The organism is Streptomyces sp. NPDC014733 (assembly GCF_043083385.1).
Taxonomy (GTDB): domain Bacteria; phylum Actinomycetota; class Actinomycetes; order Streptomycetales; family Streptomycetaceae; genus Streptomyces.
Genome location: NZ_JBIBYO010000010.1, coordinates 146,764 through 171,910, shown reverse-complemented (window position 1 = coordinate 171,910; position 25,147 = coordinate 146,764). Strand labels below are relative to the sequence as shown.

Here is a 25,147-nt window from a genome sequence, read left to right as displayed (position 1 = left end):
ACCTGCAGCAACGGGTGGAATCGCCCGATGCGCAGCCAAGTTGGTCCGCACCTGGTCCGGATCTCGGACGGGGGCGCCAGTGGGGGAGCCCTCAGCGGTCCGCTTCACGAGCACGGGCTCGTCCTTGCGTACACGCACCGGAGCCAAGGGCCGAGGTTCGCCGAGGACACCCTGCTCCGGCCGGCCGGCCGCAAGGCGGCCACCGCCCTCGGCTGGACGCACCGCCTCGATCTGACGGCCGCCGCGGAGCCGGTGGGGGCCTGGTACCGGCGGGTGGCGGCCGGTCAGCTCAGCGGCCCGCAGACGCTGTTCAGCGCCTGCTGAATCTCCAGGGCGGGATACGGGGTCGTTTTGCTCTTCCTGAGCAGCCGGCGGTGGAACGCCTCCAGGGCCACGGCGCACCGGGCGTACCGGTCGAGGAGGGCACCGATCTCGGGCGGCACCTCGGGCCGGCGGCCCGCGATCCAGTCCTGCAAGAACGCCTCCCTGCCGTCGTCGTCGCACACCTCCTTGAGCGCGTGGTGGCGAAGCAGGTGGCTCACGGTGTAACCGCGGTCGTACCCGGCATGGAGCGTCAGAAAGGCGGATTCCTCCGCCGAGAGCGCGAAACGGTTGCTGACGGCGAGACCGAAATCGGTGAAATACAGCTGCCGTCCGTCGGTCAGTACATTCCTGAAATGGGCATCGAAGTGGCTCAGACCGCGGGAACGCATGAATTCGATCCCGCGCTTCAGGGATTTCTCCACCCACGGATATGGCGACTCGATCGCGGCGCCCGCCGCACGCTCCTCCCGCTTCTCGTCGAGCCAGATGCTGAGCGTCCGCGGGACGTACTCCAGGAACAGGAAGAGGCTGAAGGACGACGCGCCGATCTCCTCCAGCCGGCGCCGTACGGCCGGTGAGCCCTCCCAATGTGCGACGGTCGCTTCAAGTCCGCCGAAGAGGTCCATGAATCCGGTGGGCGGCTGGTCGGGCAGAATCCGCCAGTGATACATCAGCGGAAAATCCGTGCAGGCATTCTCCAGAACCCACCCGGTGGTCATGACATGTGCGGCCAGTTCACGCCAGGCTCCGAATCCGGCCGACCCGATTCCGTACTGGTAGAACAGCGGCAGATCGAACAGATTGGCCGTCGACCGCAGGTTCTCCGGCCGCATTTCCCGGTCCGTCAGCGGGATCCGCTTGACGAAGACGGGCACCCCTTCGACCTGCAGCTGCGCCGACCGCCCGCCGACCCCGGAGCCCAGCTCCGACGAGGTGGCCAGCGCATCGCCGAGACGGCTGTCACTGAGCAGCGCAAGACGTGTGCTCACGTCCGCGTACGCGGACACGCGGGGAGCCGTCAACTCTCGGTCCTCCACGACAAACCTCCGCACGGGAACCGGGCCTGGGGCAGCGGTGTGCACTGCCTCATCCCGCCGAAGCGCCCGTGTCCGGAGTCAGAAAACCCGTTCCTACCAGGGCGAACAGCACGAGGCCCAGGACGATGCGGTAGACGACGAACGGCAGGAAGCTCTTCGTGCTGATGAACTTCATGAACCACGCGATCACCGCGTACCCCACGGCGAACGCGACGGCCGTGGCGAGCAGCGTCGGTCCCCAGGCGACGTTGCCCTCGCCCGCGTCCTTCAACTCGTAGAGCCCGGAGGCGAGGACGGCGGGGACGGCGAGCAGGAAGGAGTAGCGGGCGGCGGACTCGCGGGTGTAGCCCATCAGCAGACCGCCGCTGATCGTGGCGCCGGAGCGGGAGACGCCCGGGATCAGCGCCATCGCCTGGCAGACGCCGTAGACCAGGCCGTCGCGGACGCTCAGGTCGCCGAGGTCCTTGCGGCGGGCGGCGGCGCGGTGGCGTCCGCCGTGCTCGGCACGCGCCGCCCGCCGGTCGGCGAAGCCCAGGACGAGGCCCAGCACGATCAACGTGGTGGCGATCAGCCGCAGATCGCGGAACGGCCCCTCGATCGCGTCCTTCAGCGTCAGCCCCAGCACCCCGATCGGCACCGACCCCACGATCACCAGCCAGCCCGTCCGCGCGTCGTGATCGCTCCGCATCCGGCGGTCGAACAGCGACCGTGCCCACGCCGAGACGATCCGCGCGATGTCGGCGCGGAAATACAGCAGCACCGCGGCTTCGGTGCCTATCTGGGTGATGGCGGTGAACGCCGCGCCCGGATCGTGCCAGCCCGCGAACGCGGCGGTCAGCCGCAGATGGGCGCTGGAGGAGATGGGCAGGAACTCGGTCAGCCCTTGGACGAGTCCGAGGACGAAGGAAGCGAACCAGCTCATGGGGCGGCAATCCCGGGATGAGGCCGCCCGCCCCCGCCCGCCCCCGCGCGCCGCCGGGCGTCGGGGAAGCGGCACGGCACGGCGGACGGCGAAGGCGATCATGTGGCGGCCCGGGCACCGTAACGACGGAAGGTGTACGGCGGGCCACGCCCGGACGGCCACCCGGTGACCGCCGGTCAGCCGCCGCGCAGCGCCGCCCGCTTGCGCCAGGCGAGGCCCGCCGCCACCAGCCCGCTCACCGCGATGAACGCCATCGCGAGCAGGAACGCCGGTGAGGTGGGGGCGGCCGCCCGCGCCCCCGCGACCGCGTACGCCACGGTGTTGGGGACGCTGCCCACCGCGGTGGCCAGCAGAAACGGTGACCAGCGCATCCGGGAGACCGCGGCGCAGTAGTTGGTCCCCCAGAACGGCAGCCCCGGCAGCAGCCGGACCACCAGCATGGAACGGAAACCGTGCTCGCTCAGCTGCCGGTCGGCGGCGGTCAGCCACCGCGCCCGCAGCAACCGCCGCAGGGCGTCCTGCCCCAGCCACCGGCCCAGCCCGAACGCGAACCCGGCGCCCAGCACCGTCCCGGCCAGCGCGGTGCCGCTCCCCGCGCCGCTGCCGAACACCGCGCCCGCCGCGAGGTTGAGGAACGGCCGCGGCACGAACGCCGTGGTGCACACGCCGTACGCCAGGGCGTAGACGACCAGCGCGCCGGGCCCCGTCATCCGCTCCGGCAGATCCCCGGTCAGCAGCCGCTGCGGCTGCCACCACAGCATCCCCGCCGCCGCGCAGGCCAGCAGCGCCGCGAGCAGCGCCAGCCGGCACCAGGGGGAGAGGAGCACGCGCACGGCGCGCGCGGCGGGACCGTCGGAGGGCGCGGCGGGTTCGAACACGTCGGGAGCGTAACCGACGGGCCCCCGCCCACCAGGGGTCCATGGGGCGCGCCGCTCAGGGCGGGCGCCGCGGGCGTACCCGGCCGCCCCCGCGCCCGTCGCCGTTCCGCCTCCGCCCGCCCGGCACAATGGGGGAGTGGACGCACCCTCCGAGCCGATACCGGTCATCCGTGCCGTGGACGGCGGCACCGCCCGACTCCTGCCCGACGTCGACCGGCCCCGGGCCCGGCTGCTGACCGTCGACGGCGCCCCGCAGTCCTACGTGGACCTCGACGCCCCTGAACACCTGGAGTTCGAGTACGTACGCCGCCTCGCCCACGTCCTGGACGAGACCGCGCCGCCCGGGGAGCCGCTCGACGTCCTCCACCTCGGCGGCGGCGCGATGACCCTGCCCCGCTACACCGCGGCCACCCGCCCCGGCTCCCGCCAGCGCGTCGTCGAGGCCGACCGGGGCCTGCTCGCCCTCGTCGCCGAGGAGTTGCCGCTGCCCGCGGAGAGCGGTATCAGCGTCCACGCGGGCGACGCCCGGCAGGCGCTGGAGGCGGCGCCCGCGGGCTCCGCCGACCTCGTCATCGGCGATGTCTTCGGCGGCTCCCGGGTCCCCGCGCATCTGACCACCGTCAGCTACGCCCGCGCCGTGGCCCGCGTCCTGCGCCCCCGCGGGGTCTACGCGGCGAACCTCGCCGACGGCGCCCCCTTCACGTTCCTGCGCGGCCAGCTCGCGGGCGCCGCCGCGGTCTGGCCCGAGGTGGCGCTGATCGCCGAACCGGCGGTGCTCCGCGGCCGCCGCTTCGGCAACACCGTCCTCGTCGCCTCCGCGGCCCCGCTGCCGCTCGCCGCGCTGACCCGCCGCGCGGCCGGCGACGCCTTCCCGGCCCGGGTGACATACGGCGCCGCCCTGCGCCGGCTGACCGGTGACGCCGTCCCGGTCCGGGACGCCGACGCGGTCGCCTCGCCCGAGCCGCCGCGGGGCGCGTTCAGCCTCGGCTGACCGGCCGGCGGCCCGCCGCCTCAGCCGGCCACCGGATCCTCCGCCACCGGCGCCGCCGGCGGCGTGACGCCCGCCGCCGTGCCCGTGGCCCGCCGGGTCAGCCGCCGCACGTCCGGGACGCACAGCACCGCCGCGGTCAGCAGCACGACCACCCCGGCACACCCCCACAGCGCGGCGTGCAGGCCGACGGCTTCCTGTACGGGGCCGGCGAGCGCGGTGGCGAGCGGGATCCCGGCGAGCGAGCCCAGCCAGTCGTACGAGGAGACCCGGGAGAACTTCTCCTCCGGGATCTCCTGGTGCAGCGCCGTCATCCACGTCACCGAGAAGATCTCGACGGACACGCCCGTCAGCCCCATCACCACGGTCAGCCAGCCGGCCGGGAGCGGGACCGCCAGCGCCGCCGACGGCAGGGCGAGCGGGAAGATGCAGAGCGAACCGGTGAGCAGCAGCCGCCGGGGCCGGTAGTGGGTCATCAGCAGCGCCCCGGCCAGGGTGCCCGCGCCGAACGCCCCGAGCGCCACGCCCCAGGGGCCCGGACCGCCCAGGTGCGCATCGGCCACCAGCGGGCCGTAGACCGCCTCCGCCGCCGCGATCACCGCGTTGACCACGGCGAACTGCACCACCACCGACCACAGCCAGGGCCGCGAGATCACTTCGCGCCAGCCCTCGCGCAGGGACCGCACCAGGCCGCCGTCGCCGGTGCGCGGCGGCACCTCGCCCACCCGGAGGAAGGCGCGCAGCGCCCCGGCACCGGCGAAGGCGGCGGCGTCGGCGGCGAGCACCCAGCCCGGTCCGACGGCCGCGATCAGCGCGCCGCCGAGCGCGGCGCCGCCGATGTTGGCGCCGTTCATGCCCATCCGGTACACCGCGAACGCCCGTGACGTGTGCTCCCCGGAGACGCTGGCGAGCACCATGCCCTCCGAGGCGGGCGCGAAGAACGCCTGTCCGGTGCCGCCCAGCGCCGCGAGCAGCGCCATCTGCCACAGCCGCGGTTCGCCGGTCAGCACCAGCAGCGCGAAGCCGCCCTGGGAGACGCAGCTGAGGGCGTTGGCCGCGACCATCACCCGATGCCGCGGCAGCCGGTCGGCGAGCGCCCCGCCGACCAGCACCAGCGCGACGAGCGGCACGGTGCGGGCGGCGGCGACCAGTCCGACGTCGGTGGCGGAGCCGCCCGCCCCCAGCACCGCGAACGCGGCGGCGATCAGCGCACCGGAGTGGCCGAGCCCCGAGATGACCGTGGCGGCCGTGAGGATCGTGTAGTTCCGCCCCGCCCAGGCCGGCCGCGCCCTCACCGCCGCACCGCCGCCGCGGCGGCCGGGAGTACGGGGCGGGGGAGCGGGCCGGCGGTGCGCTGCGGGCCGGGTCTCCCGGGCGGCGGCGGTGCGGTTGTCGTCATGGGCGTCCACGATATGCGGCGGCCGGCGCCGTGCCTGCCGGAGCGGGCCGCTCCGCCGGAAGCCGCTCGCCGCGGCCCGCGGCGCGGGCCGGGCGGGCCGCCCGCCGGTTCCGGCGGAGCCGTGGAGGGCGCCCGCGACCAGGGCACTTACCCCGGGCCGGTGCCGGAAACGGGGATGGTGCCCGATGCTACCGGCGGGTAGCATCGGGCGCATGACAGCCGAAAACATGTCGATCGGCGAGATGCTCGCCGCCACGGTGCCGATGGTGCGCACCCTGAACCTGGAGTTCCTGGACGTGACGTCGGAACGCGCGGTGCTCCGCCTCCCCGACCAGGCGGACTACCACAACCACATCGCCGGCCCGCACGCGGGAGCCATGTTCACGCTGGCGGAGTCGGCCAGCGGGGCCATCGTCCTCTCCGCGTTCGGGGACCAGCTCTCGCGGGCCGTCCCGCTCGCCGTGCGGGCCGAGATCGGCTACAAGAAGGTCGCCAAGGGGCCGGTGACGGCCACCGCCACGCTCGGGCGCCCGAGGGCCGAGGTCGTCGCGGAGCTCGACGCGGGGGAGCGGCCGGAGTTCCCGGTGGACATCGTCATCCAGCGCGAGGACGAGGCGGTCACAGGGGAGATGACTGTCGTGTGGACCCTCCGTCCCCACAGCTGAGCGCGGAGACCGGGCGCGAGGGCCGCGGGACTCTCCGGTCTCTCCGGCGGGCGAAGGCACCGGGGGCTCTTCCCGGGCGGATGGACGGCGCGGAGCGCGGCGGAGGGCCCGATCGCGGCGGGGCCCCGGCATCCGGCGCCGGGACGGCGGAGCCGTCCTCCCCGGAGCCCCGGAGCGTCCGGGCGTCCGGCCCGGCGGCGCGGTGCAGGGGCCGGCCCCCCGCGTCGGTGAGGGCCCGTGGGACACGCCTTCCGGTGCCGACGACCGGGGCCGGCGGATACCCGGTGCCGACGACCGGGGCCGGCGGATACCCGGCGCCGTCGGCCCGCCCGAGTCCGAACCCGAACCCGAGCCTGACCGGGAGCGAGCGCGGAATCGTCCGGCCTCTCCGCGCCCCGTGCCCGCGGCTGCTCCCGGACGTACCCCGCCTCCGGACGCTCCCCGGCGCGTGCGCGGCCCCGCCTCCGTACCGGGGTGTCGAGTACGCTTCCCAGGCGCGCCCATCCGGGCGCGCCGGGGGAATCGGATGCACCGGCTTCGGTGACACCGGGCAGCGGCCCACGGGGGCCCGACACCATGCGGAGGAAGCGGCTTTGCACATCCAGGAGTGGCTGGCGACGGTACCGGCCATCAGCGTGTATCTCCTGGTCGGGGTGGTCATCGGCGTGGAGAGCCTGGGCATTCCGCTGCCGGGTGAGATCGTCCTCGTCAGCGCGGCGATCCTGGCCGCCACCCAGGACCACATCGACCCGTTCGTACTGGGCGCCTGTGCGTCGGCCGGTGCGATCATCGGCGACTCGATCGGCTACCTGATCGGCCGCAAGGGTGGCCAGCCGCTGCTGGACTGGGCGGGCCGGAAGTTCCCCAAGCACTTCGGGCCCGACCATGTCGCGATGGCCGAGGAGAAGTTCCACAAGTGGGGCATGTGGGCGGTCTTCATCGGCCGTTTCATCGCCCTGCTGCGGATCTTCGCCGGTCCGCTGTCGGGCGTCCTGAAGATGCCGTACTGGAAGTTCCTGATCGCCAACATCCTCGGCGGCATCGTCTGGGCCGGTGGCACCACCGCCCTCATCTACAGCGTCGGCGTGGTCGCCGAGGCGTGGCTCCGGCGCTTCTCCTGGCTGGGCCTGGTCGCCGCCCTGCTCTTCGGCGTCGGCTCCTTCCTCGTCATGAAGCAGCGGGCGAAGAAGGCGGCCGCCGCACGCGAGGCGGCGAAGGAGAAGCCGGTCGCGGCCCCGACCGACTGACCCCTTTGCCTCATCTCTCCCGGCCCGGTGGCTTCTGCCGCCGGGCCGGTGGCGTTTCAGCGGGTGAACCAGATGTCCGGCCCGCCCTCCCGCCACTCGCAGATCCCCGCGTCGTCCCAGATCAGATCCGCCGCCGGGAACCCGGCGCGGCGCAGGAACGCGGCGATGTCGCCCGGCCGCCGGGCCCGCCCGATGTCCTGCCCGTGGAGCGTGACGCGCCGCCCGCCCGAGCAGGGCGGGTGCACGACGACGGGTGCGCGCTGCATGGCCTCAGCCTGCCCGCCACCGGCCGTGATCGCATGCCGGGCGTGCGGGGCGCGTGACCGTACGTGAGGGCGGCCTGCCCCCTCACCGCTGTTCTCCGGCGGGGTCGGAGGCGTGTCGGCGGTGGAGTCGAGCTGTCGGCGGTGTGTCGGCGGCGGCTGCGATCTTGTGTGGGCCGGTGCTCCCCGTGAGCACACCGCCCCGAGCAAAGGAACCCGCCATCGTGTCCACCGCATCCCCGAGCCGACCGTGGAACGCGCACCGGCCGCCCTCGGCCGAGGGCCGAACCTTCCTGGTCACCGGGGGGAACGCCGGCATCGGCTACTTCGTCGCGGAGCAGCTCGCCGCCACCGGCGCCGTCGTCGTCCTCGGCAGCCGGGACACCGCGAAGGCCGACGCCGCCGCGGCATCGATCCGCTCCCGGGTCCCCGGCGCGCGGGTACGCCACCTGCCACTGGACCTCGCCGACCTGTCCTCCCTGAAAACCGCCGTGGACCGCCTTGAGGTGGACCGTCTCGACGCGGTGGTCCACAACGCGGGGGTCGCGCTCGACGACCCGCCACGCCGGGAGACCGCCGACGGCCACGAGCTGATGTTCGGCACCAACCACCTCGGCCACTTCGCGCTCACCCGCTGGCTGGCCCCCCTGCTGTCCGCGGCGGAGGCCGGCCGCATCGTGACGGTGGGAAGCTTCGCCGCCCGCTCCGAACGGCTGGACCTGGACGATCCGCAGTCGACCCGGGACTACCGGCCCAAGCGCACCTACGGCCGCTCGAAGCTGGCGCAGATGTCCTTCGGCTTCGCCCTCGACCGGCGGCTGCGCGCCATCGGCAGCCCGGTACGCAGTGTCGTGGCCCACCCCGGCGGCGCTCTGGACGGGCTCACCCCGTCCCGCCCGCAGATCCGGGTGACGACCCGGGGCGAACGGCTGCGCGCCCTGCCCGCCGGACTCCTGGTGCAGGGCAAGGAGGCCGGGGCACGGCCCGTGGTCCGTGCCGTCCTCGACCCGGAGGTGGCGGGCGGGGACCTCTGGGGGCCGAGGGTCTTCGGGCTGCGGGGCGCACCCCGGCGTGAGCCCGTCCCCTCGCACATGGCCGACCCGGACACCGCCGCCCGCCTCTGGACGGTCAGCAGCGAACTGACCGGCACCGAACCGGACCTCGGCTTCCGGTAGCCGCGCAGCGGCGCCCGGGCAGCCGTCCGGAGGGCTCGTCCGCCCGGCGGGTACGGGAGCCGCCGCGGCCGCCCCGGGGCCCGTGGTGATCGAGGCCGCCTGACGCGCCGTCCGCCACGTCGCCTACTGTGCTCCCGGCGCGATTCGAACGGACGAAGGAGAACGGCAATGGCGCAGGGCGCACTCATCGCGGGCGTGGGCAACACCGCACCGGTCGTCGACCCGGAGGCGTTCACCGCCCCGACCTCGGTCGTGCTGGGCGAGGTGACGCTCGGCGCCCGGGCGAGCATCTGGTACCAGACGGTGCTGCGCGCCGACTGCGGCCCGATCACCGTCGGCGCCGGCAGCAACATCCAGGACAACTGCACCGTCCACGTCGACCCCGGCTTCCCGGTGACCGTCGGCGCCGGGGTCTCGGTCGGTCACAACGCCGTGCTGCACGGCTGCACCGTCGAGGACGACGTCCTGATCGGCATGGGCGCCACCGTCCTCAACGGCGCGCACATCGGCGCCGGTTCGCTGATCGCCGCGCAGGCGCTGGTGCCCCAGGGCATGGTCGTCCCGCCCGGTTCGCTGGTGGCCGGGGTCCCCGCCAAGGTCAAGCGGGAGCTGACCGACGAGGAGCGCGAGGGCATCAAGCTGAACGCCGCCGTCTACCGGGACCTCGCGGAGACCCACGCCGCCGCGTTCACCGGCTGAGCCGCGGCCCCGGCCCGCGCCGCCGGGCTGGGGTGAAGATCACAGGGGCGGGCGCGACCGGGCGCCCGGCGCGCTGAGTACGGTGTGCGAGTGGTGTCGAACAAGAACGTGTTCTCCTCCCTCGCCGCCTGGCGGCGCCGGGCCGCTTCGCGCGCCGTGCACCGCGGGACGCGGTGGATGAGCCGGGCCGGCGCGGTCACCGCCGAGCGCCCCGGACCGTACCGCTTCCGCGCCATCGGCCCCGGCACCCGCCTCGCCTTCCCGCAGGGCACGGTCTTCGGCGACCCCTGGATATCCCTGGGCGACCACTGCATCATCGCCCAGGACGTCACCCTGACCGCCGGGATGATGCCCGACCTCGACCTGGGCCCCGACCCGATCCTCACCCTCGGCAACGGCGTCGTCCTCGGGCGCGGCAGCCATGTGATCGCCGACGTCCCGCTCACCATCGGCGACGACTGCTTCTTCGGCCCGGGTGTCTACCTCACCACCACCAACCACAGTTACGACGACCCCGAGGTGCCCGTCGGCAAACAGTGGCCGCGCAGCGCACCGGTCAGCATCGGCCCGGGCAGCTGGATCGGCACCGGCGCGGTCATCCTGCCCGGTGCCCGGCTCGGCCGGAACGCGGTCGTCGCGGCGGGTGCGGTGGTCCGCGGTGAGGTCCCCGACCACGCCGTCGTCGCCGGGGCCCCCGCCCGTGTCGTCCGGCGCTGGGAGGCGGCCTCCGGCTGGCAGCCGCCGCTGCGCACCCCGGCACCCGTCCCCGTCCCGGAGGGCGTCACCCCCGAACAACTGGTGGCCCTCTCCGCCCTGGAGACCCCGCCCGAGCCCGAAGGCACCACGCCGGCCGGTGGGTGAACGGCGCCCGCGACGTGTTGACGGAGCCGGCCGGTTCCCGGTCTCCGGCGGCCGGCCGGACGGCGCACCCGACGGCACGGGCTCCCGCGCCCGGACCGCCCCCGGCTCCGGCCGTCACGAACACCGGCGGCCCCGCCTCCCGCCGACCGGCGCCCGCCGTTGCCGCCCCGCCCACGCCCTGGGACGCGGAACCGAACCCCCGCTTCCGGCTGTTAACTTGGCGCCATGCCCGTGCCCATGGATGCCTTCTCCGATGTCCGGCCCGCCGTCGACCGCCTGGACCTGCTCGCCGCACCCGTCGCCGCCGCCCTGCGTGCCTGGAGCGGTTCGGTGCCCGTGGAGGAGATCCGCTACGTCGACACCGACCCCGGCATCGCCGACACCGCCGTCCTCGTCGCCCACCACGGCGAGTGGCTGCTGGAGCAGTCGGCGAACTGCGTGGTCGTCGCCGGGAAGCGCGGCGGGGAGACCACCCTCGCCGCCTGCCTGGTGCTCTCCCACACCCGCGTCGACGTCAACGGCGCCGTCCGCCGTCAACTGGGCGCCCGTAAGGCGTCGTTCGCCCCCATGGACACCGCCGTCGGCGACAGCGGGATGGAATACGGCGGCATCACCCCCATCGGGCTGCCCGCCCACTGGCCGCTGCTGGTCGACGCCGCCGTCGCCGACACGCCCTACGCGCTGATCGGCAGCGGCAGCCGCCGCGGCAAGCTCATCGTCCCCGGCAAGGCGCTCGCCGAACTCCCGCACGCCACCGTCCTCGACGGCCTGGCGACCGCCTGACCCGGCTCAGCCGCCCGCCCGCCACGACCGCGGATCCACCGAGAGCGCGGTGGAGTGCGGCGCGAACCCCATGCTGCGGTAGAGGGGTTCGGCGGCGTCCGTGGCATGCAGATCGACCCGGCCGACCCCCAGCTCCGCGAACCGGTCGAGCGTCGCCTCCGTCACCGCCCGGGCGTACCCGCGGCCGCGGTAGCGCTCGTCCGTGCAGACGCTGAAGAGGAAGCCGAACCGGCCCGTGGGATGCCCGGGCGCCGGAAGCCGTTCCTCGACCGTGCCGACCGCGCACGCCGCCAGATGGGCCGCCCCCGGCCCCGGCGGGCCGTCGATCACATACGCCACGAACGAGTCCGGGGAGTCCGTCAGCCGGCGCCGGGCCACCGCCTCCGAGGCGCGCTCCCAGGGGCCGGGCTCGTCCCGGCCGGTCATCGCGGCGAACATCGCACGACGCAGCCGGACCAGCTCGGCGGCGTCCCCGGAAACGGCAACACGTGGCGTGATCATGCCCGGACGCTACCGCCCTCCCCCGGCGACGTCACCACCGGCCCCGCGCCGCTCAGCCCAGACGCGGTATCTCGATCGCCGGGCAGCGGTCCATCACCATCGCCACACCCCGGCCGCGCACCCGCTCCCACGCCGCTTCGTCCACGACGCCGAGCTGGAACCACACGCCCTTCGCCCCGATGGCGACCGCCTCGTCCGCCACCGCGCCCGCCCGCTCGGCGGCGACGAAGACGTCCACCACATCGACCGGGAACGGAATCGCCGACAGCGACGGATAACCCGGCTCGCCGTGGACCGTCTCGGCCCGCGGATGCACCGGCACGATCCGCTTGCCGAACCGCTGCAGCGCCGCGGCGACGCCGTACGCCGCTCGTGACGTGTTGTTCGACAGGCCGACCACCGCCCAGGTGTCGCCCATCTCCGTCAGCATGCCGCGGATCACCGCTGGATCGCCGTACACGTGCGCCTCCCCGTCCCTTCCTGCCGTCGGCCGTACCCGGACCGCTTCGATGCGCGAGGCCGACGGCCTGGCCCGTACCGGCAACGGCCGGGGGCCGCCCGGGATTCCCGTCCGCGCGGAACCCGGACGACGAACGCCCCGCCCGAAGGGGAAGACGGGCGGGGCGGGTCCGTGGGGCGGGCCGTCAGGCGGCGCCGCCGCGGGCACCGCTGCTCGCCATGTCCGCCCGGACGGCGGCGGTCCGCGCCGGCTTCGGCAGGCCGCCGCGCTCACCCGCCTCACCGTCCCGTACCGGCTCCGCGCCGCCCGCGCCCGTACCGGGCCGGCCGATCGCCGCCTCCACCGCGATCCGGTCCGGCGCGCGCTCCGCGACCGCCGCCCGCACCGTGTCCGGCTCCACCAGCATGCTCACCGCGCCCGTCGGGTTGACGTACAGCGCGTGCCCGGCGGGCAGGCGCTCCAGCAGTTCCGCCACCGGGCGCCGGTCGACCAGCAGTCGCCCGACCGGCTCCAGATGGTCCTCCGAGGTGTAGACGGGCACCACCGGAGTGCCCTCCGGCGACGCCGCGGGCAGTGGTGCGCCCGCCGCCGTCACCAGGTACGACACCTCGGCGTCCGCCAGCGCCCGGGCCACCTCCGGCACCGGTCCGTACCCCGTCGCCGCCAGTTGGACGGCCTGGTCGACCGGGTCCGTCGGCTCGGCCCAGTCCAGCATCTGCGGGGACGGCCGGTACTCCGGGTTGTCCCGCCAGTCCTCGATCTCGCCGGTCGGCCCCGACCGCCACTGCCCGATCACCGACCAGAGGGGCGGCGGGCCCTCGCCCGTCCATGTCAGGTCGACCATGGCCAGCCAGTGGTCCGGCGCCTCGCGGGCCGCCTCGACCACCTCCGGCGGCGGTTCGGGCATCGCTTCGCCCGTCACGGGCACGCCCGCCGCCAGCGTCGTGTGTGTGTTGTCGTCCATGAAGCCCTCCGCCGACCCGTACGTTTCCTGGGTGCGCGAGCGGGCCCCGCGCACGAGGCCGTCGCCCCGGCCACAGTGCCCACGGGCGGCCGCCGCGTCCGTCCGACGCACCGCAACACCCGCCCGGATACGCCGCCTGGACGTGCCGTGGGCCCCCGGACGGCGGACACCGCCCCGCACCCCCGTACGACGGCCGGTGACCGGGCCCGCCGCGCCGCCGCATAGGCTGGTGCGATGCAGGAGCAGTACCGGACCCTCGCCCACGCCGGGGTGCATGAGATCGAGATCAACAAGTCCCGCTTCCTCTGCGCCCTCGCGCCCGTCGCGACCGAGGCCGAGGCACAGGACTTCATCGCGGCCGTCCGCAAGGAGCACCCCACCGCCCGCCACCACTGCTACGCGTACGTCCTCGGCGCCGACGGCGGCGTCCAGAAGGCCAGTGACGACGGCGAACCGGGCGGCACCGCCGGGGTGCCGATGCTCCAGATGCTGCTGCGCCGCGAGATGCGGTACGTCGTCGCCGTCGTCACCCGCTACTTCGGCGGCATCAAACTCGGCGCAGGCGGGCTGATCCGCGCCTACGGCGGCGCCGTGGGCGAGGCCCTGGACACCCTCGGCACGGTCGTCCGCCGCCGCTACCGCCTGGCGACCGTCACCGTCGACCACCAGCGGGCCGGAAAACTGGAGAACGATCTGCGGGCCACCGGGCGCACGGTGCGCGAGGTCACCTACGGCGCCGACGTCCGGATCGAGGTCGGTCTGCCCGAGGCGGACGTCGCGGCGTTCGGCGCCTGGCTGGCGGACACCACCGCCGGGAGCGCCGTCCTGGAGCTGGGCGGCGAGGCGTACGGCGAGGCGTGAAACGGACCGCACCCGACCGGGCGGCCGGGTGCGCCCCGGGAGCCTGGGAGGATGTCCGGGTGACCGCGGACCGGCGTGGCCGCCCGGGGGCGGCCGGTGAGGGAGTGACGATGCGGACAGGAGCGGCGTGGTGAGGCTGCTGCACACCTCCGACTGGCACCTGGGGCGCTCCTTCCACCGCGTGAGCCTGCTCACCGCGCAGCGCGCCTACCTCGACCATCTCGTCGAGACCGTCACCGCCCGGGACGTCGACGCCGTCCTCGTCGCCGGTGACGTGTACGACCGGGCGGTGCCGCCGCTCGCCGCCGTCGAGCTGTTCGACTCCGCGCTGCACCGCCTCGCCGCGCTCGGCGTCCCCACGATCATGATCTCCGGCAACCACGACTCCGCCCGCCGCCTCGGCGTCGGCGCCGGGCTGATGGAGCGCGGCGGTGTCCATCTGCGCACCGACCCGGAGCGCTGCGGCGAACCGGTCCTGATCGACGACGCCGACGGCCCGGTCGCCTTCTACGGCCTGCCCTACCTCGAACCGGCCCTCGTCCGCGACCGCCTCGGCGCCGGGCGCGCGGCCCACACCGAGGTGCTGGGCGCCGCGATGGACCGGGTCCGCGCCGACCTCGCCGCCCGGCCCGCCGGTACCCGCTCCGTGGTCCTGGCGCACGCCTTCGTCACCGGCGGCGAGGTGAGCGACAGCGAGCGGGACCTGACGGTCGGCGGCGTCGCGTCGGTGCCCGCCGCGGTCTTCGACGGCGTCGACTACGTGGCGCTGGGCCATCTGCACGGCTGCCAGGCGCTGACCGAGCGGATCCGGTACTCCGGCTCCCCGCTCGCGTACTCCTTCTCCGAGGCGGCGCACCGCAAATCGTCCTGGCTGATCGACCTCGGCGCGGACGGCGCGATCACGGCGGAGCGCGTCGACGCCCCCGTCCCGCGCCCGCTGGCCCGGCTGCGCGGCCGCCTGGAGACGCTGCTGGCGGACCCGGCGCTGGAGCGGCACGCGGAGCACTGGGTGGAGGCGACCCTCACCGACCCGGTGCGCCCGGCCGAGCCGATGGCGCGGCTGACGGAGCGCTTCCCGCACACCCTCGCCCTCGCCTTCGACCCGGACGAGGGCCCGGCCGCCACCTTCGCCTCGTACGCCCAGCGGGTGCGCGGGCGCGGGGACCAGGAGGTGGCCGAGGACTTCGTGGAGCATGTGCGCGAGGGGCGGGCGGCGGACGACGGGGAGCGGGCGGTGCTGCGCGCCGCGTTCGAGGAGGTCCGGTTGTACGAGGCGACGGAAGAGGTGGCGCCGTGAGGCTGCACCGGTTGTCGGTCACGGCGTTCGGGCCGTTCGGCGGCGCCCAGACCGTCGATTTCGACCGGCTCGCGCGGGGCGGCCTGTTCCTGCTGCACGGCCCCACCGGCGCGGGCAAGACCTCCGTCCTGGACGCGGTGTGCTTCGCGCTGTACGGCTCGGTGCCCGGCGTCCGCCAGTCCGGGCAGGCGCTGCGCAGCGATCTCGCCGACCCGTGGACGCCCACCGAGGTGGTCCTCGAACTGACCGTCGCCGGGCGCCGGCTGGAGATCACCCGGCTGCCCGAGCAGGCCCGCCCGAAGAAGCGCGGTACGGGCACGACGCGGGAGAAGGCACAGAGCCGGCTGCGGGAGTACGTGCCCGGGCCCGGCGACGGCGGCCGGTGGAAGGCGCTGAGCCGGTCGCACCAGGAGATCGGCGAGGAGATCGCCGGGCTGCTCGGCCTGAACAAGGAGCAGTTCTGCCAGGTCGTGCTGTTGCCGCAGGGCGACTTCGCGCGGTTCCTGCGGGCGGACGCGGAGTCCCGGGCGCGGCTGCTGGGCCGTCTCTTCGACACCCGCCGCTTCGCCGCCGTCGAGGAGCGGCTGGCGGCCCGGCGGAAGGCGGCCGCCGAGCAGGTCCGCGGCGGCGACGAACGGCTGCTGGCGCTCGCCCACCGCGCGGCCGAGGCGGCCGGGGCCTGCCCGGACCTCGCGGCGCTGCCCGCGCTGCCCGCCGGATCCGCGGCGGGCACCGTCCCGGCCGCGCGGCGGCCGGGCGCCGCGAGCCGCCGGCCGGCACCGGAGCCGGCCGCGGACGCCCCCGGCGTGGGGGAGCCCGGGTTCGCCGCGTCCGTCCTCGTACGGCTGGCGGTGGCGCGGGCCGCGGCGCGTGAGCGGCTGACCGTGGCCGGCTGCGCGGAGCGCTCGGCCGAGGAGGCGGAGCGGGCGGCCGCCCGGGTGTGGGAGGAGGCGCAGGAACGCGACCGGGTACGGCGGCGCCTGGCCGAGGCCCGGGCACGCGCCGGCCGCCTGACGGAGACGGCCGCGGCGGACGCCCGGGACCGGGAGCGACTGGCGGCCGCGGGCCGGGCCGCCGAGGTGGCGCCGGTGCTGGCGTGGTGCGCGACGGCCCGGCGGGAGGCGGAGGCCGCGGGCGACGCGGAGCGTACCCGCCGCGCCGAGCTGCCCGGCCCCCTCGCGGGTGAGGAGCCCGAACAGCTCGCCGCGCGGGAACACGAGGAGCGCGCACAGCTCGGCACCCTGGCGGCGGCCCGCCGCGCCGAGGAGCGTGTCGCCGCGCTGACCGCCGAACGCGCGGCGGCGGAGCGGGAGGGCGCCGCCGACGAGGACGTGGTGGCGGAGTGCGCGCAGTGGCTCGACGGCTGGGAGGCGCGGCGCGCCGCCCTCCAGGAGCGGGTGGAGCGCGCCCAGGAGGCCGTCGGGCGCGCGGAGGTGCTGGAGGCGGCGGTGGCCGCGGCGCGCGAGCACGCCGCGGCGGCCCGGCGCCGGGACGAGCTGACGGTCCGCCTGGAGCGGTTGCGCACCGCGTCGCTGGCCGCGCGGGAGCGGTCCGCCGAGGCGCACGAGCAGTGGCTGGAGCGGAAGGACCGCCGGCTGCGGGGCGTCGCCGCCGAGCTGGCCGCCGCGCTCCGCGACGGCGCACCGTGCGCGGTCTGCGGCGCGACGGAACACCCCCAGCCCGCGCAGCCGGGCGAGGGGCACGTCGGCCGCGCCGAGGAGGAGGCCGCGCTCGCCGCGTACCGCGAGCGCGAGGAGGCGTACCGCACCGCGGAGGGCCGGGTGCGCGAGGTCCACGGTGAGCTGTCCGCCGCGACCGCCGCGGCCGGGGACGCCCCGGCCGCCGAACGCGCCGCCCACGCCGAGGAGGTGGCCGCCGCGTACGCGGAGGTGCGCGGCGTGGCGGCCGGGGTGCGGCCCGCACGGGAGGCGCTGGCGGCCGCGGAGCGCGAGGCGGAGCGGCGCCGTGCGGAGCGGCAGGACGCCGAGCGCCGGATCGCGGCCCGGCTCTCCCGCCGCGAGGCGCTGGAGGCCGAACGGGACGCGCTTCACGACGAGGTGACGCGGGCACGCGGGGAGTGCGCGAGCGTCGCGGAGCGGGCCCGGCGCGGTGAGCGGCGGGCCGCGATGCTGGCCGCCGTGGTGGAGGCGGCCGGCGCCGCCCGCACCGCCGCCCGGCGGCTGCGGGAGGCCGAGGCGGCGCGCGCCGACGCCGTCGCCGCGGCCGGGTTCGCGGACGTCGCCGAGGCGGTGGCCGCGCAGCTGCCGGAGGCGGCACGGCGGGAGCTGGCCGAACGGGTCGCCCACCGGGAGGCGGAAGCCGCCGCGGCGGCCCGCGAACTGGCCGACGCCGAAGCGGCGGCCGCCACCGTGGCGACGGGGGCGGAGGCCGACCCGGCCGCCGCGCGCCGCGCCGTGGAGGACGCCGGACGGCGGCTGCGCGCGGCGGCCGCGGCCCGCACGGGAGCGCAGGAGCGCTGCGCCGCACTGGACCGCCTCTCGCACCGGGCGGCCACCGAGGCCCGCCGGCTCGCCCCGCTCCACGCCGAGTTCGGCGTCGTCGGCGGCGTCGCCGCACTCGTCGCCGGCACCTCCGGCGAGAACGTGCGCCGGATGCGGCTGGAGTCGTACGTCCTGGCCGCCCGTCTGGAACAGGTCGCGGTGGTGGCGGGGGAGCGGCTGCAGCGGATGTCGGGCGGCCGCTACACCCTGGTGCACACGGACGCGCGCAGTGCCGGGGCGCGCCGCTCCGGTCTGGGGCTGCGGGTGATCGACGCATGGACGGGGCGCGAGCGGGACACCTCCAGCCTGTCGGGCGGGGAGACGTTCTACGCCTCGCTCGCCCTCGCGCTGGGCCTCGCCGACGTGGTCACGGACGAGGCGGGCGGCACCCGTCTGGACACCCTCTTCATCGACGAGGGCTTCGGCAGCCTCGACGAACAGAGCCTGGACGAGGTGCTCGACGTCCTGGACGGGCTGCGGGAGCGCGACCGCAGCGTCGGCATCGTCAGCCATGTCGCGGACCTGAAGGGCCGTATCCCCGCCCAGCTGGAGGTCGTGAAGGACCGGTCGGGGTCGGCGGTGCGGCACCGGGGCGTGGGCGGGTAGGGGGCGCCTTGCCGGTCTTCGCGGGGGCGCACGATCGTGCGCTTCGCGGCGGCGACCGGTATCCCCGTCGTCCTGACCAGCAGCAGGGGCCCCTCCTGCCCGAACTCGAAACCCTCGTGCTCACCGCGTACGTCAACCGCGTGCGGCGGGCGGGCGTCATCGCCGCGTTCGCACCGCGGACGCAGACGCCGCACGCCGCGGCCTACAGCCGGTTCAACGCAGCCCGCGTGCGTGGAGCACGTCGAGGACATCGAGCACGTGCTGGGTGCCGCGGACGAGCCGGAACATCTCCGAGATGTGGACGGTGTCGCCGGTCCGGGCGTATTCCAGCAGCGCGGCGAACTTCGGGCGCTTGAGGGGATGAAGGCGACTGGAGGTGCCGACCTCCTCCACGAACTCCTTGGGGTCCCCGATCCCGGCCTCGGCGAGTACGAGGTTCTGCCGGCCTTCCTGCCCGCGTGCGGCACATGGAAGTCCACCGCCGGCCAGCGACGCCGGCAAGCCGGACCCGGGCGTGGGGCCGCCTGCAGTGGAGGGCGGCCCCTTGGTGTTTGTTGGAGCGTGGCGGGATGCGCCGACCCGGTCAGTGCTGTTCGCAGTTGTTCGCGCTCGCGGGGGCGGTGGTGCAGGTGTCGCTGCCGCCGTCACCGTGGACGAAGCCGCCGTTGGTGACGGTCACGGGGGTCGGGTTTCCCAGGATGTCGGGGAGTGAGCTCTTGACGAGGTCGTTTCCGCTGCCGCCGTGCAGCTGCGTCGCGTTGAGCTGACGGACGCGGATCGTGTCGTCGCCCGCCTCCCCGTTGACGGCTGAACTGATGCCTGCGGAGTCTCCCACGGTGTCGGCGGTGAGGGCGTCGTTGCCGTCACCACCCAGGAGGAAGCCGCCGCGGGTGACAACGCCTGCGGTCAGGGTGTCGTCACCGGCGTTGCCTTCCACGCGCGCCGCCCCGGAGATTGAGATTCCGTCGAGGTGGCCGATCACTGTGACGGTGTCGTCGCCGGGGCCGCCCCGGAGGACGCCGCTTGTGGCGCCGAGCGGGTTCCCGACGGTGATGGTGTCGTCTCCATCGCCACCGTCCACCGTGCCGTTGCTCAGCAATTCGAGGACGCGGATGGTGTCGTTGCCGCCGAGGCCGTTGACGGTGTAATCGAGCGGCAGGCCTGCACAGGTGATGACGTCGTTACCGGGGGTGCCGTTGATGACATTGCCGATGATGACGGGCGGGAGGCCGTTGACCAGGCACACGGCCTCGGCCCGGGCCGGGGCTGCCAGGGTGAGCGATGCGGCACACGTCCCGGTGAGGAGTGCCGCACTGAGCAGCGCGGTGCGGCGCCGGATGGGGCTGGTGGTCATGACGTCTTCCTCTCGTGAGGAGAGCTGACGCAACCACGCCAGGTAGGGGCGGCCCGGCCCTCCAGCCGGTAGTGGCTGGTGTGGTGAGGATATCCGGTGGTGCCGGTCACGGATCGGCCGGAGGTACGGCGGACGGCGCGGAAAGCGTGTGTGCCGCCTGTCGTCGCGTTGGTCGGGGTGACTGGCCGTCAACCGCGCAACGGGTATGCGGCTGACGCGATCACGAGGAGGGAGGGGGCTCTGTCTGGCTGGATGCCTAAGTCATTGCAGGGTGAACTATCAGAGCGGCGTATATCAGCTATCCGGCCGATAGTTCCCTCGATCGGATTAATCGGCCCCGGCTGGCGGGCGCGCTGCCCGTCTCCCGCGAACCGGCCTTCTCGGAACTGTCGGCACCCCTCTTCCCAGGGAACGGCTCAGGCCGCCTGGCCGTAGCCGTCGCTGGTGGGCGGGGCGTCGCCGCGCAGCGGGCTGAAGCCGACGTCCAAGTGCGGGTCGTACGGTCCAGGCTGGATGCCGAGTTCGTGGGTGGAGTACTCGCCGAAGCGGCGGATGTGTTCGGTCAGGTACGGCGAGATGTGGGCCAGGTCCTCGGGGTCGGTCTCCCATCCCTCCTCCTGGAGCTGGCGGACGGTCGCGGCGATGTCCAGGGCGTTGTGGAAGATGTCCGCGTTGGTGAGCAGGGCGTTGAACGTCGCGGTCTTCTCCTGTTCGTCGGGGTCGCTGTCGGTGATGACGCCGCCGTTGCCGAAGCCGATCCACTCGGAGAAGCCGTTGAACGCCTCGACCTTGTTCGTCGCTGCGGTCACCCGGCGGCGCAGCGGGGCGTCCGAGAGGTAGCGCAGAAGCCGCACGGTGCGGATGACGCGGCCGACCTCGCGGAAGGCGGTGTAGGTGGCGTTCTCGCGGGAGCCGGAGCGCAGGCGCCGTAGCAGCAGGGGGAGATGGCGCCCTCGTGCACCGAGATGGCCACCCGCATCAGGTGCCGGAACTGCGACTCGATCAGGTCGAAGCCGATGACGTTGCGGCCCGGTGCGCCGAACAGGGCGTCGATGCACACGTACTCGGCTTGCTTGGTGGGCCGGTAGAAGGTGAGGTCCTTCCAGTTCCTGACCCGAGGCATCAGCTCGAAGCCGAGCAAGTGGGCGAGCGCGAAGACAGGGAAACTCTGGCCCTGCGTATCGGCGTGCACGGTGATCGGCTTCTGCTCGCTGGTGTTCTTGAGCAGGCCCTCGATGATGTGGACGGCCCCCCGCACGCCGCGCGGGAGACGATCCCGATCAGCGAGCGCTCCGGAATCCTCGCCTTGATCTCCTGCTCCAGAGCCTGCGCCGAGGCCCGCTGGCCCTCGGCGCGGTGCGCCTTCAGGGAGGGGATGCCGGTCCCGGGGGCGATGACCTGGCCCTCGTTGCCCGGTACCCGGCATCCGCGCTCGCGGCGACCACGGTGAGTTTGTCCTCCAGCTGCCGGCGGAACGGCACGGCGTCGTACGGCACATCGTCGCCGGACTCGGCGAGTCCGACCTCCACCAGGTAGTCACCCAGCCTGGCCTCGACATCCTCCCAAGGGCAGCAGTTGCTCACTCCGGTCGGCGAACTCCTCGGAGCCGGTCACCGCGACGTCGCCGGTGCGCAGTTCCTCGGCGAGCGCGGCGAACACCATCGCCTCGAAGTGCTTGCGGACGAAGGCGCCGGGCCGGTTCTTGTCGCGGAACGCCTTCTGCCAGTTCAGCGTGGCGAACGAGATGTCGACCGGGCGGCCGTCCTCGTGCCGTTCGGGGAGGCAGTCGCGCAGGTGCAGCTCGTGCGCGGTGATCAGCCGCTTGAACCGCGGATACGCGGTCCTCTCGATCGAGGTCACAACCCACCCCGCCCCAGACGAAACCCCATATCACCACCAACGGCGCTGAATCGAACGGGTGACGGCGCGGGATGCTCATCACTTCAAGATCATCCCGTGGCGGGTTTCTGGTGTATCTGGGTCATGCCTCTGAAGGGCGGCGCACACCGTCAGGAACCATGGGTCGGGCCGGTGTGCGCGGGTGCCGGCCCTCGCCGGGTCACCGCCGGTCCGGTGCCTCCGCGGAGGCACCGTGGCCGCCGAGGTCGCGCCGGTACCAGGTGCCCGGCCTGCCGCTGAGGTTGGCCGGGTCCGCCGGGCCGACCGGCAGGAAACCGGCTTTGACCAGCACCTTCCGGGAGGCGATGTTCCCGTCGGAGACGGCCGCCCGGAGGGTGTGCAGCCCGTACCGCTCCGCCGCCAGAGCGCACAGCTCCCGGACGGTCGTGGTCGCCACGCCGTGGCCGGCGACATGGCGTGCGACCCGGTAGCCGAGGTCCGCCGTGCCTTCCTCGATGTCGACGAGGTTGAACCGGCCGAGCACCGAGCCGTCCTCGGCGACGAGTACATGGAAGGCGCAGACGCCCGCCGCCTGTTCGGCCAGCAGGGCGTGGAACCCTTCGGCGAAGTGGTCGAAGTAGGCGTCACCACGATCGAAGACCGCGGCGGCGAAGTAGGCGCGGTTCGCCCGCTCGAAGGCGAGCACCGCGGGCGCGTGGTCGGGATGCAGCGGCTTCAGCTGGGCCATCGCGTCACCGTACCCGGAGGTGGGTGACCTCGCCCGGTCCCGTGCTGGCGTCCCTGCCGACCGCGCGTGGCGGGAGGCGTGTTCACCCGCGCCGTTCCGGGGAGATTCCCCGACGATCACGGAAACCCGCCGCGCCCGCGGTGGGTTCCGCCGTTCCACGGCACGCGCACGCGCCGGCAACCGTGCACGGTCCGCGAGTTGGGGAGGCTGTCGATGAGGGTGAAGTTGCTCGGTACTGCCGCGGGGGGCGGGTTCCCGCAGTGGAACTGCGGGTGTGCGCTGTGTGCCCGGTGCCGCCGCGGAGAGTTGCCGTCCCGGTTCCAGGACTCCGTCGCCGTCAGCGGCAACGGCCGGGACTGGTGGCTGCTGAACGCCTCGCCGGACATCCGGGTCCAGGTGGAGGCGGCGTCCGCGCTGGCGGCGGGACCGGGGCCGCGCGACACCCCGGTGCGCGGCGTCCTGCTGACCGACGCGGAGGTCGACCACACCCTCGGTCTGGCGGTGCTGCGCGGCACGGCGGACCTGACGGTGCACGCCGCGCCGCCCGTCCACGAGGCGCTGGCCACCGCCCTCCCGCTGCGGGGCCTGCTGGACCGCTACGCGCCCTGGTGGTGGCGGGAGACCGGAGCCGCCGACCGGACGGCCGTCTCCGCCCCCCTCTCGCTGTCCGGCGGGCTCACCGCCACCCTGCACCCGGTCGGCGCGAAGGCCCCGAAGTACGTCGCGGCGCCCGCCGCCGGAGTGCCCTGGGTGAGCGCGGTACGGATCGAGGACCCGGCGACCGGCGGGGCGCTGCTCTACGCGCCGTGCCTGGCCGCCTGGCCCGACGGCTTCGACGCCCTCCTCGCGTCGGTGACCTGCGCCGTCGTCGACGGGACGTTCTTCAGCGCACAGGAGCTGGGGCAGGCGGTCCGGTCGCCGGACGCGGGACAGTCCCTGATGGGCCATCTGCCGGTGAGCGGCCCGGGCGGCACCCTCGCCCGCCTCGCCCGCCACCCGGACCTGCGCCGCCTCTACACCCATTTCAACAACACCAATCCGCTGCTGGACCCGGCGTCCGACGCCGCGGCCGAGGTGCGGGACGCCGGGGTGGAGGTGCCGGAGGACGGGGCGGAGCTGACGGTGTGAAGGGGCCGCCCCGGCGCCACGCGCGTCTCGGCGGACCACGAGCGAGCCCGCCGGACGTCCCGTCGCCGTGCCCAAAGCCCCGAGGGCCCGGACCCACACCCCCGTAGTGGTTCCGGACCCGGGCCGCAGGCTCCCGCGACCGGGCGGGGCCGGCCGGCGACCCCGGTGCGCATGCCGCCCCCTTCGCGGGACTGCGCCGAGGGCGTCAGGACGCCGATGCCGCACCGGTGTCCGTCGTCGGTGCGGCCCGGGCGGTCGCCGCCGTCGCCGGGGCCGCGAGGCCGACAACGGTGGCGCGGAGCAGATGCTTCGTCATGGGAGGGGCGTCCTCGCGAGTTCTGCCGGATTGCGGGCGTGCGCCGATCGGCGTCACGGCTCCACCCTGCCGCCCCGCCGACCGGCCGCGCTTCCCCCGTCCGTGGCACGCGCCTCCCTCGCGCGGGGGAGGCCGGGCGGCGTACGGCGATGCCAGGATGACGGCCATGCGCAGGCCGTTCCGCTCTCTGACCCTTGCCAATGTCTGCAGCCGCTGGCTGCACCTGGTGACCGGCAGCATGGTCGCCGTGGTCTGCATGTTCATCTGGCCGGAGCCGGGTGGGCACGGGCAGGGCGTGCTGCTGCGCGCCGCCCTGCTGTCGGTGCCGCTGCTCGTCCTGCTCGGGCTGGTGCCCGTGGTGCGCCTCGCCGAGGGGTTGCAGGCGCGGCTGATGCTCGTCCCCGGGCGGCCCTCGCCCCGCCGGGACGTCTGCCGCGCCGAGCTCACCGCGGCACCGTCGGCCTCGGTCGCCGACCTGGGCCGTACGGTGTGCTGGCTGGTGCTGCGGGTGCAGTTGGGCGCGCTCACCCTGAGCGCTTCGGGGTGGCTGCCCGTGCAGACGGTCCGCCTGGCGAGCCGCGGCGACGGGTACGCGTTGCTGGCGCCGCTGCCGCTGCTGGGGCTGGTGGCTTTCGTGGTGAGCGCCGGTGCCGTCATCGCCGCCGCGGCGCGGTGGCTGCTCGCGCCCTCGGCGGCCGAACGCATCGCCGCGCTGGAGGAACGCACCGAGCGGCTGATGGAACACAACCGTCTCGCCCGCGACCTTCACGACTCGATCGGCCACGCCCTCACCGCCGTGGTGGTGCAGGCGGGCGCGGCGCGGGCGGCGGGCTCGGCCGAGTTCACCGGGCGCGCGCTGGCCGCCATCGAGGAGACCGGGCGGCGCGCCCTGGAGGAGCTGGAGGGGGTGCTGGAGGTGCTGCGTGAGGACTCCCCGCAGCCCCGGGAACGCCCCGCGCTCACCGACGCGGCGCGGCTGCTGGACGCGGCCCGGGGCGCCGGGGCGGAGGTGACGGCCGAGGTGTCCGGCCCGCTGGACGCGGTTGCGGGCCCCGTGTCGCGGGAGGGGTACCGCATCCTCCAGGAAGCGCTGACCAACGTGGTGCGGCACGCCGGACCGGTCCCCGTCACCGTACGGATCGCCGTGCACGGCGACAGCGTCGAACTGGACATCCGCAACCAACTGGGCGACGCCGGGCCGGTGTCGGGCAGCGGCCGGGGGCTGCGCGGTATCCGCGAGCGGGCCCGGCTGCTCGGCGGGCACGCGGAAGCCGGCCCCGATGCGGGAAGGTGGCGGGTCCATGCCCGCCTGCCCGTCGCCGTAGGGTGAC

The 25,147-nt window shown here is 74.9% G+C and carries 25 protein-coding genes and 1 pseudogene; 13 read left to right on the top strand and 13 right to left on the bottom strand.

Annotation, left to right across the window (positions count from 1 at the left end; genetic code table 11):
* Positions 1-27: 27 nt before the first annotated feature.
* Complete coding sequence (locus ACF1BH_RS22535; RefSeq protein WP_391644843.1) at positions 28-324, top strand: hypothetical protein; 297 nt, start codon at positions 28-30, stop codon at positions 322-324.
* Here the strand turns inward: ACF1BH_RS22535 and ACF1BH_RS22530 are convergent.
* The 3 genes from ACF1BH_RS22530 to ACF1BH_RS22520 form a co-directional block, all read right to left on the bottom strand.
* Positions 285-1,361 carry a protein kinase family protein gene (locus ACF1BH_RS22530; protein WP_391644841.1) on the bottom strand — a complete coding sequence of 359 codons (1,077 nt, stop codon included), beginning with the start codon at positions 1,359-1,361 and terminating at the stop codon, positions 285-287. The two genes, ACF1BH_RS22535 and ACF1BH_RS22530, sit on opposite strands and share 40 nt — an antisense overlap.
* A 49-nt stretch (positions 1,362-1,410) precedes the next feature.
* Positions 1,411-2,283 (bottom strand): undecaprenyl-diphosphate phosphatase, encoded by an 873-nt coding sequence (locus ACF1BH_RS22525; protein WP_391644839.1) that lies wholly within the window; start codon positions 2,281-2,283, stop codon positions 1,411-1,413.
* A gap of 176 nt (positions 2,284-2,459) precedes the next feature.
* Positions 2,460-3,161 (bottom strand): TVP38/TMEM64 family protein, encoded by a 702-nt coding sequence (locus tag ACF1BH_RS22520; protein ID WP_391644837.1) that lies wholly within the window; start codon positions 3,159-3,161, stop codon positions 2,460-2,462.
* Between the two features lie 136 nt (positions 3,162-3,297).
* Here ACF1BH_RS22520 and ACF1BH_RS22515 point away from each other — a divergent pair, with 136 nt between their 5' ends.
* Positions 3,298-4,152 carry a spermidine synthase gene (locus ACF1BH_RS22515; RefSeq protein ID WP_391644835.1) on the top strand — a complete coding sequence of 285 codons (855 nt, stop codon included), beginning with the start codon at positions 3,298-3,300 and terminating at the stop codon, positions 4,150-4,152.
* Between the two features lie 20 nt (positions 4,153-4,172).
* Here ACF1BH_RS22515 and ACF1BH_RS22510 read toward each other — a convergent pair whose 3' ends face one another.
* Positions 4,173-5,444: an MFS transporter gene (locus ACF1BH_RS22510; protein ID WP_391644833.1), complete on the bottom strand. Its 1,272-nt coding sequence runs from the start codon at positions 5,442-5,444 to the stop codon at positions 4,173-4,175.
* Positions 5,445-5,760: 316 nt separating this feature from the next.
* On the opposite strand from ACF1BH_RS22510, the gene ACF1BH_RS22505 reads away from it, so the two are divergent.
* Positions 5,761-6,213 (top strand): DUF4442 domain-containing protein, encoded by a 453-nt coding sequence (locus tag ACF1BH_RS22505; RefSeq protein ID WP_391644831.1) that lies wholly within the window; start codon positions 5,761-5,763, stop codon positions 6,211-6,213.
* Positions 6,214-6,806: 593 nt separating this feature from the next.
* Positions 6,807-7,460, top strand: a complete 654-nt coding sequence (locus ACF1BH_RS22500) for a DedA family protein (protein ID WP_391644829.1) — start codon at positions 6,807-6,809, stop codon at positions 7,458-7,460.
* 56 nt (positions 7,461-7,516) lie between these two features.
* Here ACF1BH_RS22500 and ACF1BH_RS22495 read toward each other — a convergent pair whose 3' ends face one another.
* Complete coding sequence (locus tag ACF1BH_RS22495; RefSeq protein ID WP_391644827.1) at positions 7,517-7,726, bottom strand: hypothetical protein; 210 nt, start codon at positions 7,724-7,726, stop codon at positions 7,517-7,519.
* Positions 7,727-7,947: 221 nt separating this feature from the next.
* Here ACF1BH_RS22495 and ACF1BH_RS22490 point away from each other — a divergent pair, with 221 nt between their 5' ends.
* From ACF1BH_RS22490 to ACF1BH_RS22475, 4 genes are all read left to right on the top strand, one after another.
* Positions 7,948-8,898, top strand: coding sequence for an SDR family NAD(P)-dependent oxidoreductase (locus tag ACF1BH_RS22490; RefSeq protein WP_391644825.1), 951 nt, complete (start codon positions 7,948-7,950; stop codon positions 8,896-8,898).
* A gap of 168 nt (positions 8,899-9,066) precedes the next feature.
* The gene (locus tag ACF1BH_RS22485) at positions 9,067-9,597 is read left to right on the top strand and encodes a gamma carbonic anhydrase family protein (RefSeq protein ID WP_391644823.1); all 531 of its coding nucleotides are present in this window, start codon (positions 9,067-9,069) and stop codon (positions 9,595-9,597) included.
* 90 nt (positions 9,598-9,687) lie between these two features.
* Positions 9,688-10,458, top strand: a complete 771-nt coding sequence (locus ACF1BH_RS22480) for an acyltransferase (protein ID WP_391644821.1) — start codon at positions 9,688-9,690, stop codon at positions 10,456-10,458.
* A 225-nt stretch (positions 10,459-10,683) separates the two neighbouring features.
* Positions 10,684-11,241, top strand: a complete 558-nt coding sequence (locus ACF1BH_RS22475; protein WP_391644819.1) for a YbaK/EbsC family protein — start codon at positions 10,684-10,686, stop codon at positions 11,239-11,241.
* 6 nt (positions 11,242-11,247) lie between these two features.
* Here ACF1BH_RS22475 and ACF1BH_RS22470 read toward each other — a convergent pair whose 3' ends face one another.
* The 3 genes from ACF1BH_RS22470 to ACF1BH_RS22460 all read right to left on the bottom strand — a co-directional run bounded on the left by ACF1BH_RS22470 (position 11,248) and on the right by ACF1BH_RS22460 (position 13,166).
* Positions 11,248-11,742, bottom strand: a complete 495-nt coding sequence (locus ACF1BH_RS22470) for a GNAT family N-acetyltransferase (RefSeq protein ID WP_391644817.1) — start codon at positions 11,740-11,742, stop codon at positions 11,248-11,250.
* A 52-nt stretch (positions 11,743-11,794) separates the two neighbouring features.
* Complete coding sequence (locus ACF1BH_RS22465) at positions 11,795-12,202, bottom strand: CoA-binding protein (RefSeq protein WP_391644815.1); 408 nt, start codon at positions 12,200-12,202, stop codon at positions 11,795-11,797.
* Between the two features lie 184 nt (positions 12,203-12,386).
* Complete coding sequence (locus ACF1BH_RS22460; protein ID WP_391644813.1) at positions 12,387-13,166, bottom strand: type VII secretion system-associated protein; 780 nt, start codon at positions 13,164-13,166, stop codon at positions 12,387-12,389.
* A gap of 234 nt (positions 13,167-13,400) precedes the next feature.
* Between ACF1BH_RS22460 and ACF1BH_RS22455 the strand changes: the two genes are divergently transcribed.
* The 3 genes from ACF1BH_RS22455 (at position 13,401) to ACF1BH_RS22445 (ending at position 18,431) form a co-directional block, all read left to right on the top strand.
* Positions 13,401-14,027, top strand: coding sequence for a YigZ family protein (locus ACF1BH_RS22455; protein WP_391644811.1), 627 nt, complete (start codon positions 13,401-13,403; stop codon positions 14,025-14,027).
* Between the two features lie 130 nt (positions 14,028-14,157).
* A complete protein-coding gene (locus ACF1BH_RS22450) occupies positions 14,158-15,324 on the top strand; it encodes an exonuclease SbcCD subunit D (RefSeq protein WP_391644809.1) in 1,167 nt (388 codons plus the stop codon).
* Entirely contained in the window at positions 15,321-18,431 is a 3,111-nt protein-coding gene (locus ACF1BH_RS22445) for an AAA family ATPase (RefSeq protein WP_391644807.1), read from the top strand. Before ACF1BH_RS22450 ends, ACF1BH_RS22445 begins: the two co-directional genes overlap by 4 nt.
* Positions 18,432-18,644: 213 nt before the next feature.
* Here ACF1BH_RS22445 and ACF1BH_RS22440 read toward each other — a convergent pair whose 3' ends face one another.
* From ACF1BH_RS22440 to ACF1BH_RS22420, 5 genes and pseudogenes are all read right to left on the bottom strand, one after another.
* Positions 18,645-18,932, bottom strand: coding sequence for a recombinase family protein (locus tag ACF1BH_RS22440; protein WP_391644805.1), 288 nt, complete (start codon positions 18,930-18,932; stop codon positions 18,645-18,647).
* A gap of 82 nt (positions 18,933-19,014) precedes the next feature.
* Entirely contained in the window at positions 19,015-19,785 is a 771-nt protein-coding gene (locus ACF1BH_RS22435; RefSeq protein WP_391644803.1) for a hypothetical protein, read from the bottom strand.
* 416 nt (positions 19,786-20,201) lie between these two features.
* A pseudogene (locus ACF1BH_RS22430) lies at positions 20,202-21,211 on the bottom strand (Tn3 family transposase).
* A 110-nt stretch (positions 21,212-21,321) separates the two neighbouring features.
* Positions 21,322-21,645, bottom strand: a complete 324-nt coding sequence (locus ACF1BH_RS22425) for a hypothetical protein (RefSeq protein WP_391644801.1) — start codon at positions 21,643-21,645, stop codon at positions 21,322-21,324.
* Between the two features lie 199 nt (positions 21,646-21,844).
* Positions 21,845-22,372: a GNAT family N-acetyltransferase gene (locus ACF1BH_RS22420; protein ID WP_391644799.1), complete on the bottom strand. Its 528-nt coding sequence runs from the start codon at positions 22,370-22,372 to the stop codon at positions 21,845-21,847.
* A gap of 213 nt (positions 22,373-22,585) precedes the next feature.
* Here ACF1BH_RS22420 and pqqB point away from each other — a divergent pair, with 213 nt between their 5' ends.
* Together pqqB and ACF1BH_RS22410 are read left to right on the top strand one after the other, a co-directional pair.
* Positions 22,586-23,500: a pyrroloquinoline quinone biosynthesis protein PqqB gene (gene pqqB, locus ACF1BH_RS22415; RefSeq protein WP_391644797.1), complete on the top strand. Its 915-nt coding sequence runs from the start codon at positions 22,586-22,588 to the stop codon at positions 23,498-23,500.
* 482 nt (positions 23,501-23,982) lie between these two features.
* Positions 23,983-25,146, top strand: a complete 1,164-nt coding sequence (locus ACF1BH_RS22410; protein ID WP_391644795.1) for a sensor histidine kinase — start codon at positions 23,983-23,985, stop codon at positions 25,144-25,146.
* The last annotated feature ends 1 nt before the right edge of the window (position 25,147 follow it).